Raw genomic sequence first — 12,641 nt, 5'->3', positions numbered from 1 at the left:
CGGAGTACGGCCGCACCACGCGCACCCGCCACGAACTGCGGGAAGCCGAGGGCGCCCGAGAACGCACCCCCGCGCTCCCCCGGACGGCGCCCCGCCCCACGGTGAGGCACAATCGAGCCCGATGAGCACCTACCGCGACCTCACGGCCCCCATCGGCTCCCGCCGGGCCCCCGTGCTGCGTACCACGGTCGGTACAAGGGAGCGCCGGTCACACCTGACCGCGCCCCGAGTCCCCACCGTCGGCATCGACATCGGGGGCACCAAGGTCATGGCCGGTGTCGTGGACGCCGACGGCAACATCCTGGAGAAGGTCCGCACCGAGACCCCGGACAAGTCGAAGAGCCCCAAGGTCGTCGAGGACACCATCGTCGAACTGGTCCTGGACCTGTCCGACCGGCACGACGTGCACGCCGTGGGCATCGGCGCCGCCGGCTGGGTCGACGCCGACCGCAACCGTGTGCTGTTCGCCCCCCACCTGTCCTGGCGCAACGAACCGCTGCGTGACCGGCTCTCCGGCCGGCTCTCCGTCCCGGTCCTGGTGGACAACGACGCCAACACGGCCGCCTGGGCGGAGTGGCGGTTCGGCGCCGGCCGCGGCGAGGACCACCTCGTCATGATCACGCTGGGCACCGGCATCGGCGGCGCGATCCTCGAGGACGGACAGGTCAAGCGCGGCAAGTTCGGCGTCGCGGGCGAGTTCGGGCACATGCAGGTCGTACCCGGCGGCCACCGCTGCCCGTGCGGCAACCGCGGCTGCTGGGAGCAGTACAGCTCCGGCAACGCGCTGGTCCGCGAGGCCAAGGAGCTGGCCGCCGCCGACTCACCGGTGGCGTACGGGCTCATCGAGCATGTCAAGGGCCATCTCACCGACATCACCGGCCCGGTCATCACCGAGCTTGCCCGTGACGGCGACGCCATGTGCATCGAGCTGTTCCAGGACATCGGCCAGTGGCTCGGCGTCGGCATCGCCAACCTCGCGGCCGCCCTCGATCCGTCCTGCTTCGTCATCGGCGGCGGCGTCAGCGCCGCCGACGACCTGCTGATCGGCCCCGCGCGCGAAGCCTTCAAACGCCATCTCACCGGCCGCGGCTACCGCCCCGAGGCCCGCATCACCCGCGCCCAGCTCGGCCCCGAGGCCGGTATGGTCGGCGCCGCCGATCTCGCCCGGCTGGTCGCCCGCCGGTTCCGGCGCGCCAAGCGGCGCCGGGTCGAGCGGTACGAACGCTACGAGCGGTACACCGAGGCCCGCCGCACCCAGGACCTCGCGTGACCGCCTCACTGCCGCGCCAGGCCACACCCCCGGACGAGCCGCCCCGCCCGCCCGAGACCCCGCGCCACACGGTCCGGCGCAGGGCGCTCACCCTGCTGATCATCGTGCTGCTCATCGGGGTCCCGGCCGGCTACCTGGTGATCTCGGCCAACCAGAGCCGCGACAGCGGCAAGGACAAGGAACAGAAGTACTCCGCGACCGGCCTCACCGCGGGCTGGCCGTCCAAGGTGCAGCGCCGCGTCTACCAGGTGCCCGTCCCGCACCCGGCCGACGAGATCGCCTACTACGAGACGAACAACTGGAAGACCAGCCGCCTCTACGTCCAGTTCCTGACCAACAGCGCCGGCCTGGACAGCTTCCTGGAGGGCCTGGGAACCAGCCGCGCCGCCCTGAAGAAGGGCGAGGTCGCCATCGGCGACCGCGACCAGGACATCACCGGCTGGGACTTCACCGTGCCGGGGTCCTGGTGGGGCCTGTCCCACACCCAGAAGAACCCGGCGCCGACCCAGGACGTGGTCGTCAACCTGACCGACCCGCAGTACCCGATGGTGTACGTCGTCTCGCGCACGGTCCCCTGACCCGACGAGCCCCGTACCGGCCGCCGGGGCCGGTTGTCAGACCCCGCCCGTACAGTCGAAGACAGCTGATCCAAGACTCGGGCGGGAGGTGGCAGAACGTATGAGCGGCACGACCGTGGCGGCCGTACCGGGGGAGCGCGTCCCGGTCCGCCTCGCCGCCGTGTACCTGCCCGCCCCGCTCCCGCGCGACGGCCGTATCGCCTTCTGGGACCCCGATGGCGGACCGGTCGCCGCCGACGGCGGGAAGGCCGAGGACGGGAGAGCCGAGGGCTGGAAGGTCGAAGGCGAGAAGGCCGAGGGTGGCAAACCGGGCGACGAGCTGACCGTCGTGCGGCGGCACGGCGCGGGCGTGCGCCGCAGGACCGTCCCCGCGCTGACCCTGCCGCTGGACGAGGCGCTCCCCGTGCTGGTTCAGGCCCGGCACGACCCGGCCGCCCACCCGGCCACGGCCTGCTGGGGCGCGGCCGCCCTGCACGCGCTGCGACTGACCGCGCGCGGCCGGCTGCTGCCCGGCCTGACCCCCGCCGGGCACGACGCCTGGCGCGCGGGCCCCCTCGAGCCCGACGACATCGCCCATCTGCGCGCGGTCGCCGCGGCTCTCCCCGCCGAAGGCCACGCCGTGCCCCTGCCCGGCCCCGGCCCGCTGCGGCTGCCCGATCCGGAAGCGCTGATGCGGTCCTTCCTGGACGCCGTCGCCGACACCCTGCCCCGCACCCCGGCCGCGCCCCATACGACCGGCAGGCCGTTCGCCGACCGCCGGCCGCAGCACCTGCCCGGGGCGCACGAGTGGGCGGCGGAGGTCGCCGCCGGAATGGACGCGGGCGTGCGCGTCTCGCTCCGCCTCGACCTGTCCGCCCACGACCTGTTCGACACCGGCTCCGGCGGTGCGGGCGCGCGCGGTGCCGGAGCGGCGATCGTGCAGGTGCACAGCCTGGCCGACCCCACGCTCATGGCCGACGCGGCGGCCCTGTGGGCGGGGGAGGCGGACGGGGCGTTCGGTCCCCGCGCGCGTGTGGACGCGGCCCTCGCCGTGCGCCGCGCCGCCCGGGTCTGGGCGCCGCTGGACCGGCTCGCCGAGCAGGACGTACCCGACGTGCTCGCGCTGTCCGAGGAGGAGCTGGGCGAACTGCTCGGGACCGCGGCCGGCCGGCTCGCCGCGGCCGGGGTCGCCGTGCACTGGCCCCGGGACCTGGCTCAGGACCTGACCGCCGCCGCGGTGGTACGGCCCGCGCCGGGCTCGGCGACCGACGGCACCGGCTTCTTCGAGAGCGAGGAACTGCTTCAGTTCCGCTGGCAGCTCGCGCTCGGCGGCGACCCACTCAGCGAGGCCGAGATGGACGAGCTCGCCGAGGCCCACCGCCCGGTCGTCCGGCTGCGCGACCGCTGGGTGCTGGTGGACCCGGCCATCGTCCGCAAGGCCCGCAGGCGCGAACTGGGACTGCTCGACCCCGTCGACGCGCTGTCCGCCGCCCTGACCGGCAGCGTGGAGGTCGACGGCGAGACCGTCGAGGCCGTACCGGTCGGCGTGCTGGCCGCCCTGCGCGACCGGCTGACCGCCGGACTCGCACCGGCCGAACCGCCCGCCGGTCTGCACGCCACCCTGCGCGACTACCAGCTCCGGGGACTGGCCTGGCTCGACCAGATGACCTCGCTCGGCCTCGGCGGCTGCCTCGCCGACGACATGGGCCTCGGCAAGACGGTCACCGTCATCGCCCTGCACCTCAAGCGGGCCCGAAAGGAGCCCACGCTGGTGGTCTGCCCGGCGTCCCTGCTCGGCAACTGGCAGCGGGAGATCAACCGGTTCGCCCCCGGCGTCCCCGTCCGCCGCTTCCACGGCCCCGACCGCACCCTGGACGGCCTGGACGGCGGCTTCGTCCTCACCACCTACGGCACGATGCGGTCCACGGCGGCACGGCTCGCCGAACAGCCCTGGGGCATGGTCGTCGCGGACGAGGCACAGCACGTCAAGAACCCGTACTCGGCGACCGCGAAGGCGCTGCGCACGATCGAGACCCCCGCACGCGTGGCCCTGACCGGCACACCGGTGGAGAACAACCTCTCCGAGCTGTGGGCCCTGCTCGACTGGACGACCCCGGGCCTCCTCGGCCCCCTCAAGTCCTTCCGCGCCCGGCACGCGCGCGCGGTGGAGAACGGCGAGGACCAGGAGGCGATGACCCGCCTGGCCCGGCTGGTGCGCCCCTTCCTGCTGCGCCGCCGGAAGTCCGACCCGGGCATCGTCCCGGAGCTGCCGCCCAAGACCGAGACCGACCACCCGGTCCCGCTCAGCCGGGAACAGGCCGCGTTGTACGAGGCGGTGGTGCGGGAGTCGCTGCTGGCCATCGAGACGGCCGACGGCATCGCGCGCCGGGGCCTGGTGCTCAAACTGCTCGGCGCCCTCAAGCAGATCTGCGACCACCCCGCGCTGTATCTCAAGGAGGAACCGCGCGGCGACGGCCTGCCGGCGCGCTCCGGCAAACTGGCCCTCCTGGACGAACTGCTGGACACCCTGCTCGCCGAGGACGGATCGGCGCTCGTCTTCACGCAGTACGTCGGAATGGCCCGACTCATCGCCGCTCATCTCGCCGCTCGCGCTGTCCCCGTGGACCTGCTGCACGGCGGGACCCCGGTGCCGGAGCGCGAGAACATGGTGGACCGTTTCCAGAGCGGACGGACACCCGTCCTGATCCTGTCCCTGAAGGCCGCCGGGACCGGCCTCAACCTCACCCGCGCGGGCCATGTGGTCCACTTCGACCGCTGGTGGAACCCGGCCGTCGAGGAACAGGCCACCGACCGCGCCTACCGCATCGGGCAGACCCAGCCGGTCCAGGTCCATCGCCTGATCACCGAGGGCACCGTCGAGGACCGCATCGCGGAGATGCTGGAGTCCAAGCGCGCCCTGGCCGAGGCCGTCCTCGGTTCCGGCGAGTCGGCACTGACGGAACTCACCGACCGCGAACTGTCCGACCTGGTGTCCCTGCGGAGGACGCCGTGACCGAGGACAGCGAAGAGACGACGCGAGAAACGGCCGGGCAGCCCCGCCCCGGTGACGCGGCACGCCGGGCGCTGCGCGACGCACGCGACCGGGCGGCGGGTGAGGAGGACGGGGAGCGGCTGCCGTCAGGGGGCGTCACGGCCGGCACGGCTGGTACGGCCGGGACTCCGACCGACGGCGGAACACGCCCCGGTGATGTCGCACGGGCGGCACTGCGCTCGGCGGTGTCCGCCCGGCGGGCCGGGGACGACACGACCGTGTCCGATGACCGGCCTTCCGGCGGCGCCGTGCCCGATGACCGGCCTTCCGGCGGCGCGGCCCGGACCGGCACGCGCCCCGGCGACTCGGCCCGGAAGGCCCTGCGCGCCGCCCGCCGGGACACCGGAAGCGGTCCGACACCCGCACCCTCCCGCACCGGCGCCACCGTGGACCGGGCCCAGGCGGCCCGTGACATAAGGCGCTTCCTCGCGAACGCGTTCCGGATGCCACCGGAGACGGACGACATGCCACCGGAGGCCGACGGCCCGAAGGCGGGCCCGGACGGCACCGACCTGGAGCGATCCGTGACTGCGCCCAAGGGTCCGTCCGTGGCTGCGCCCGAGACTTCCCCTGAAGTTCCGCCTGACGCTCCGCGCGAAGTTTCGCCTGAAGCCACGCCCGTGGTCCCGCCCGAGGTCCCGTTCGTACCCCCGCCCGTCGCGCGCACCATGGCGACCCCGCACCGCGACGGCGAACTCCGCCGCACCTTCCCGCCCTTCGCCCCCCGCACACCGGAGGCGGACGCGGGCTTCGCCGACACCTGGTGGGGCAACGCCTGGGTCGACGCGCTGGAGGGCGGCGCGCTGGACGCGAACCGGCTGGCCCGGGGGCGCGGGTATGCGGCGGGCGGCCATGTGGACGCCATCACCGTGACACCGGGACTCGTCCTCGCGTATGTGCGGGGCAGCCGTCCCCGCCCGTACCGCGTGCAAGTACGGCTGCGCACCTTCGCCGACGCCGACTGGGACCGCCTCCTGGACACGGCCGCCGACCGGCCCGGGGACATCGCCGCGCTGCTGGACAAGGAGCTGCCGCAGACCCTGGCCGACTGCGGGGTCCCGCTCCTGCCCGGTCCCGGCGACCTCGAACCGCGTTGCAGCTGCCCCGACTCCGGCCACCCCTGCAAGCACGCCGCCGCCCTCTGCTACCAGACGGCACGCCTGCTCGACGCCGACCCCTTCGTGCTGCTCCTGCTGCGCGGCCGGGGCGAGCGCGAGCTGCTCGACACGCTGTCCCGCCTGAGCGCCGCCCGCGCGGCCCGTGCCGCGCGGGAACAGGGGCCGGCCGCTCTGCCCGGCGTACGCGCGGCCGACGCCCTGGCGCCGCGCCGGCTGCCGCCCCTGCCATCGCCGTTGCCGCTGCCCGCGCACCCGGAACAGCCCCCGGTGTATCCGGCGGCGCCGGGCGGCCCCGACCCCTTCGCCCTGGACCAGCTGGCGACGGACGCCGCCGCCCGCGCTCACGCGCTGCACGCCACGGGAAGCGACCCGGTCGGCGAGCTGACACTGTGGCAGGACGCGGTCCGGCTGGCCGCGGCCCGTCCCGGCTCCGGCCTGACCGCTGCCACCCGCGCCCTCTACGCCGCGCTCGCCACCGCCACCGGCCGTACCACCCCCGAACTGGCCCGCGCGGTCGCCGCCTGGCGGCAGGGCGGACTCGACGGCCTGGCCGCCCTGGAGGATTCCTGGGATCCCCCGGCGGGCCGCTTCGACCGGGCCAGACCGCTGCTCCTGGCCGCCGACCTCCCGGCGTTCCGCCCCTGGCGCAACCGCCTCACCCACCCGGCCGGTCACATCCAACTTCGCCTGGGCCAGGACGGCCTGTGGTACCCGTACGAGTCCGAACCGGGCCATGACGACTGGTGGCCGCGCGGCACGCCGGACCTGGATCCGGTGGGCGCGCTGACCGGACTGGGGAGACCGGACTCCGACTAGGTCCCAGTCGTCGGACCCTCGTCTGTCTCGCGAGGTCATGCACGCACTCTCGCCCCGTCGTGGGGGCGTTCGTCCTGTTCAGCAACGACAAGAACGCGACGTGCTTCAGCATCCTGCCCAAGCGAGGGACGCAGAACCAGGAGTCACTGGACAACCTTCGAGAGATCCTCGACCGCAATCTGACCCGCCTCTGACTGATCCTTTCAGAATGAGACGCGCGGGCGGGGCGGCTGTCAGTCGTCGACGCGTCGAAGGACCGCGCCCGTCGCTGTAGCCACCTCCCCAGACGCCCCGCACAGCCATCTCACCGGCTGGGAGCGCATCACCTAGTGGCAACGCCTAGATCAGATGATCTCTCAGACGGGCGGTGCGGTCGCGGGTGCGGGACCGCATGAGGGCGGGGGCGGCCAGACCGGCCGGCAGCACGCAGCTCAGCAGGACCATGGGCCACGCCACCAGGCCCACGAAGAACGAGGTGGGGACACTGGCGCACAGCGCGGCCATCGCGACCGCGACGATGCGAGCGGACCGCGAGGCCGGATTGGTGCACATCGCCTTGGCCCACAGCAGCACGACGACGATGATCCCCAACTCGACAACCGCCGCGGGAACGGCGACCTGGAATGCATCCGCCCACCGGCCCCCGCTCTGCGCGCCCGCTCCGGACTGAGCCTCGAACACGCCGAAAAGGAGGTGGGACAAACCCGCCAAAGGTGCGACCGCCGATACGGCGACGCATCCGAGCCGGAGCAGGAGCAAGAAGACTTTCACACTCCACCTTCACCTCTGCCCGGGTCCACCGGGATTGTATCGGGGGACCGGAAAACGGACCGTCGGCCGACGTGAGGCATCCGCATATCGGCCCGGGCTCCGGAACCCGGCGCCGTGGCGGTTCTCGCGGCACTATGCGTTGGGGTCGCGGAGACCGACTGCGTCGTGCCACCAGAACGGATCCGCGTAGACCAGTGTCCCTGTCATCCATGGCTCGTACTCCGGGAGTCTGAGGGCCTGGAAGGCGCCGTCCGGAATACGCAGGGATGGTTTTCGGAAGCCTTGGTCGCCACCGGGCACGAAGCCGAAGCGGGAGTAGTAGCCCGGATCGCCCTCCAGGAAGACCAGGGGGACGGCCCGCTCGGCGAGGGTCTTCAGCCCGTGTCGGACCAGGGCCGATCCGATCCCGCGATTGTGATGTTCGGGCGTGACGGCCAACGGGCTGAGCACATGCACGTCAATCAGTCGCCGAGGGGCATCGAGCAGACTGCGGGTGAACATGATGTGCCCGACGATCCGCCCGTCGGACTCGGCGACCAGTGAGAGGCCGTCCGCGGGCGTGATCATGCTGCGCAGGGTATCGACCAGGTCGGCCACGACAAGGCCGTGGTCACCGAACGCCCGCAGGTGGATGTTCCGCACACACTCTCTGTCGCTCGGAAGTTCTTCGCGAAGATCCATGGCGGGAGGATAAGGACCCCTCCCAGTCGCTCGCACGCGGTTTTGAAGCCCGAAGGACGCAGCAGTGAGTGACACCGAGCTGCTCACCGCATACCTCGTCCGAACGGCGACCGGCAGGCCAACACCACTTGCACCAGTTCGAGTCCACCCAGCAGTGCGGCCCCCCCGCACCCACGGGGCGATGCCCGGCTCAGGTTGAACCGGGCATCACTTCATCGGATCGGTGCTGGGGTACGCGCGACGCTCGTACGTCAGTTGACACAGCCGGTGACCATCGCCGGGCTGAGCAGGCAGTTGGTGGGGAAGTTGCCGTTGATGGACCCGCCGGTCGGGACGATGGCAACGGTGGTGTAGACGCCACCGGGCGCAGGGGCCAACGGAGCGGTGTTGTTGTCGACGGTGGCGCTGCTGAGGGCGACGGTCGCACCGGAGTTGTAGATCCCGCCGGAGACGGCGCCGGTGCCGACCACCTTGTTGCTGCTGACGGAGGAGGAGTTGACGTTCACCACCGAGGGGGTGTCGGTGTCGTCCGAGTAGAGCCCTCCGCCCTTGCCGAACCGGCCCGAGACGAGGTTGCCCGTGACGGTGGCCGAGTTGAGGGTCACGGTCCCGGCGACGCCGGCGATACCGCCGCCCTGTCCGTTGGCGTTGACGACTTGGTTATTCGCGACCGTGGTGGTGTTCAGCGTGGTGACTGCGCCGAAGTTCGAGTTGAACAGGCCTCCGCCGGAGGCGACGTTGTCGTCGCTGGCGGTGGCCGTGTTGCCGTCGATGTGGCTGCCGGTGAACGAGTTCGTCCTACCGTTGGCGAGGTAGACGCCTCCGCCGCTGCCTTCGATGGTGCGGTTGGCGGAGATGGTGCTGTTGGTGACGGTGAGGGGCCCGTTGCCTTCCATGGCGATCGCACCTCCGTTCACAGCGGTGTTGTGCGTCATGGTGACGCTGTCCAGGGTGGTGACCGCGGTGCCCGTGGTGAAGATGTTGCCCTCGATGCCTCCGCCGTTCCCCTTGGCCCGGTTGCCGCTCACGCTGCTGTCGCTGAGGTTGAGGGTGGAGGAGCCCTGGAGTCTGATGGCGCCGCCTGAGGCGCCGGCCTGGTTGTCGGAGAAGGTGCTGGTGGTGATCGTGGCGGTGGATCCGGTGCCCGCGTTCGACAGGAGGAGCGCCCCGCCGTCGTTCACCGCACGATTGCCCGCGAACAGCATGTGGTCGGCATTGAGTGTGGCTGTCGCGAGGACTCGTACGGCTCCGCCGGAGTCAGGGGCGGAGCCGTTGAGCAGGGACAGGTGGCTGAGGTTGAGCACCGAGTTCGCTCCGGTGACCGTGAAGATGTTGAACGGTGTGGTGCTACCGGCAGTGGAGCGTTCGATGGTGGCGGTGTTCAGCCCGGACACGGTGGTGACGGTGACGGTGATCCCGCCACTGACCGGGGTCAGGCCCGTAGTGCCACTGATGGGCACGGTGAGTTCGTAGACGCAGTAGTCGTCCAGGGTGATGGTGCCGCCGCCGCCCCCCACCACGGCACTCATCGCCGTCTGGAGGTTGGTGCCGTTGGTGGTCGTGCTCGCAGTGCAGGGGACGGTCTGGTCCACGGCGTGTGCCGACGGCGCGGTGACGCCCAGTACGGTGCCCGCGGTGAGGGTCACCGCGGCGACGGTCAGCGCACGGGCGCGGCGCAGAAGGTGCGTGGTCATGCCGCTGGTCTCCCTGGTGTCCTGTGCCCCCTCCGGGTGGGAGCGGGGCCGTCTCGGTTGATGCCGGAGCTCCGTGCGCGTGGGCCGCGCACCCTGGAGCGGACAGACATCCGGATGCCTCTGGATGAATATCCGCCTTACGCACGCGATCGGTCCGACTTGCCTGGACCGTGGCGGGAAATCATTCGGATGCGTCGGCGACGTGGGCCATTCGGAGGCGGCTGGGTGCGTGGGTGGGCCCGGCGACGGGCTGCTACGCCTGGCACCGCCACGTCGTCCCTGGGCGTGGTGACCGAGGCGCGTCAGGACATGGTGGGCCCAGTGGGTGGGGGGCTTCAGACCGTGGTGGACGTGGTCTCCGCGAAGGAGATGATAACGACATCAGAGATGAAATTACCTCAAGATGTCTCTTCGTCGGCGGCTGGAGGGGCGACTACACGAACTGTGATTGCCGGATCGCGACCGGCAAGTTCGAGTTCTTCGCCCCCTGGACCTTCGCCATGGAACGAATGTATTTACGCCATGCTTCTTGCACATTCCCTGAAGCTTTTAATTGTCGAATTTGGCAGTACACTCGCCGCGCTATCGGCTACCGGCCCCAAGCGGTCGTTTGTGCTGTAGGAAAAGAAGGTTTCCGGTACTCGAATGCTCGCACCGTCATCGGTTACGGCGACCAATTCGTACTCCATCGATTTTTCCTCTCTCCGCCCACAGTTGGGGTGCCGGCGACCCCGGCGACGCCGCGAGGTGCGGTGTCGGCGTCAAGGAGGGTGAAGGATGCGAATCCATTCGGATCATCACCGCAGAGGCGAGGTGGAACATGGATCTGCGGGAGTCGGACCCGACACGTCCGAGGCGGATTCCCGAGAAGGGTGTCAGCCCGGGCGACATCAGACGGGTCGTCGAAGTCGACGTCGAACCCGCGGCACTCGTGTTGCGGCACGTACACCGTGCTCCCGCGTCCGGCTTCCACCTGAGCGTGACCAAGGGCTCTTCTCTGTTGAGGCCGCCGACCGGATTGTTCACGCCCTGGACATTCCCGGTGCGCGCATCACTCATGTGAACGCCGAGGTCGCCCCATGGGATCCGCCGCGCCCATCCTGTTGAAGCTGCACAGACTGACGCGGCGGTTCCTACTGTCCGCTTCCGGTTCCCCAACTCCCGGCAGACTGGGCCCGGCATGGGCTCTCTACCGCGCTCCACGCCCAGGCCGACACCAGAGAGCTGATCACCTGAAACGCGGCTCGCGCGGTGGCCGACAACCGGACTTCGGCCTGAGGCAGCCGTCGCGCCCAGCCCGTTGACCATCCCTCAGCGCGTCTCTGAAGTCGCAGGGAGAAGCGCACCGAGGAAGGTCACATGAGAAAAGTTCCGACGCGAAGCGTATGACTGGGCAACTGAACGATCTTGTGCGGTCTCGGTACGCCGGGGCATCGAGGAAAGGACATGCTCGATCGTTCAGATGCCCATCTGATCGCCAGAGACGCGTCGGTTGCCCGCAACCAGTCACTTCAGGCGTGTCGGCTGAGGAGGACTGTGATGCGAACCGACCCCATCGAGCCGCAAGGGGAGTACCTCTCGAAACCTGACCTCGGCCGTTCGATCACGGAGGCTTTCCATGACGTACTGAACGCCCTGGACGCCGCACGCGCCGAGCTGCGCACGACCGACGTATCTCTGCAAAACAGGCTCAGCTGGCCCGTGCCGGGGACGAGTCCGCAGTCCCCGCCCCTCCCTCACACCGCGTGGCGGGACGCCCACGGCAGCAGTCGCCCGCCGTCTCCGCCCGATGTCGCGGCCGACGACTCGTCGCGCGAATCTGCTCCCGGCGTCGACGACTGGGATGCGTTCAGGCCGCGGAAGAAGACGAGCTCGGCGTCCGGGAAGCGCACCCCGGTTCCGAAGGCACGTGCTGTACAACCCCTGTGGGTTCGTGGGACGCAGCTTCAGGACACCATCTCTGCAGCATCGGTGGGAGCATCCGGGCACACGGACCGGACGAGAGGGCGGAACCCGGGCAGTTGGTCCTCGCGTCCAGGTTCCGTCCCCTCCCGGTCGGCCTGGGACATGCCTCGATCGAGCAGCGACACCCAGCGCCAGAATCCCACCGCTTCCGGCAGGGGGGTCGAACACCACGCACTGCAAGAGGCCGGCCTTCAGCCGGCACAGCCGAGTCGGCACCGGACCTCAGGTCCCTTCAGCAGGTCAACACGACCCGTGGGCATGGCCGGCAAGCTTGCAGGAGCCTGCGGTGTCGGCGTGGCAGGAAGTCTCGTTGTCGTCGGTTGGATGCTGAGCGGTGCCGATGCGCCGTCACCAAAATCCTCGCTGCCCTCGGACGACCCGAGCCCACAGCTTCCCGACACTGACGGACACGTGGGGACGCCGAACCCGGGCGATGCCGCGGCGCCACTCCCGCCCACGCCCACCCCGCGCGACCAGCAAAAGCACTGGCCACCATCGCCGGGGGACCAGCAGAAGCACTGGTTCTCGCAGACCCAGCACAATGGCTACCAGCCTGCTGGGCACTACGGCATCACGATTCAGTCGGCTTCGGCCAGGTTCCAGGATCCGATGAACTCCGGTCGGCTGGGCCAGGTTTGCCGGCCTGAGGTTCGTAGTAATCCGCAACCCGCACCTTTCGCTTCAACTCCTTCGGCTGCCGATACCACGCCGACACCT

8 protein-coding genes are annotated in these 12,641 nt (G+C 70.8%); 5 read left to right on the top strand and 3 right to left on the bottom strand.

Features of this window, described 5'->3' with window-relative positions; genetic code table 11:
• Positions 1 to 121: 121 nt before the first annotated feature.
• From ACIPK3_RS12815 to ACIPK3_RS12795, 5 genes are all read left to right on the top strand, one after another.
• Positions 122 to 1,270 (top strand): ROK family glucokinase, encoded by a 1,149-nt coding sequence (locus tag ACIPK3_RS12815; protein ID WP_402568931.1) that lies wholly within the window; start codon positions 122 to 124, stop codon positions 1,268 to 1,270.
• Positions 1,267 to 1,848: a sugar kinase gene (locus tag ACIPK3_RS12810; protein ID WP_402568929.1), complete on the top strand. Its 582-nt coding sequence runs from the start codon at positions 1,267 to 1,269 to the stop codon at positions 1,846 to 1,848. The genes ACIPK3_RS12815 and ACIPK3_RS12810 overlap by 4 nt, the downstream gene beginning before the upstream one ends.
• Before the next feature lie 100 nt (positions 1,849 to 1,948).
• Entirely contained in the window at positions 1,949 to 4,840 is a 2,892-nt protein-coding gene (locus tag ACIPK3_RS12805; RefSeq protein ID WP_402568928.1) for a DEAD/DEAH box helicase, read from the top strand.
• Positions 4,837 to 6,813, top strand: coding sequence for an SWIM zinc finger family protein (locus tag ACIPK3_RS12800; RefSeq protein ID WP_402568926.1), 1,977 nt, complete (start codon positions 4,837 to 4,839; stop codon positions 6,811 to 6,813). The genes ACIPK3_RS12805 and ACIPK3_RS12800 overlap by 4 nt, the downstream gene beginning before the upstream one ends.
• Before the next feature lie 59 nt (positions 6,814 to 6,872).
• Entirely contained in the window at positions 6,873 to 7,007 is a 135-nt protein-coding gene (locus ACIPK3_RS12795; protein WP_402568924.1) for a hypothetical protein, read from the top strand.
• Between the two features lie 145 nt (positions 7,008 to 7,152).
• Here the strand turns inward: ACIPK3_RS12795 and ACIPK3_RS12790 are convergent, their stop codons facing one another.
• From ACIPK3_RS12790 to ACIPK3_RS12780, 3 genes are all read right to left on the bottom strand, one after another.
• Entirely contained in the window at positions 7,153 to 7,494 is a 342-nt protein-coding gene (locus ACIPK3_RS12790; RefSeq protein WP_402568922.1) for a hypothetical protein, read from the bottom strand.
• A 222-nt stretch (positions 7,495 to 7,716) separates the two neighbouring features.
• The gene (locus ACIPK3_RS12785; RefSeq protein WP_402568920.1) at positions 7,717 to 8,265 is read right to left on the bottom strand and encodes a GNAT family N-acetyltransferase; all 549 of its coding nucleotides are present in this window, start codon (positions 8,263 to 8,265) and stop codon (positions 7,717 to 7,719) included.
• 251 nt (positions 8,266 to 8,516) lie between these two features.
• Complete coding sequence (locus ACIPK3_RS12780) at positions 8,517 to 9,959, bottom strand: hypothetical protein (protein WP_402568918.1); 1,443 nt, start codon at positions 9,957 to 9,959, stop codon at positions 8,517 to 8,519.
• Positions 9,960 to 12,641: the final 2,682 nt, after the last annotated feature.

The sequence above is a fragment of the Streptomyces sp. NPDC086787 genome (assembly GCF_044745865.1).
Taxonomy (GTDB): Bacteria; Actinomycetota; Actinomycetes; order Streptomycetales; family Streptomycetaceae; genus Streptomyces.
This window is presented reverse-complemented; position numbering and strand designations above follow the sequence as displayed.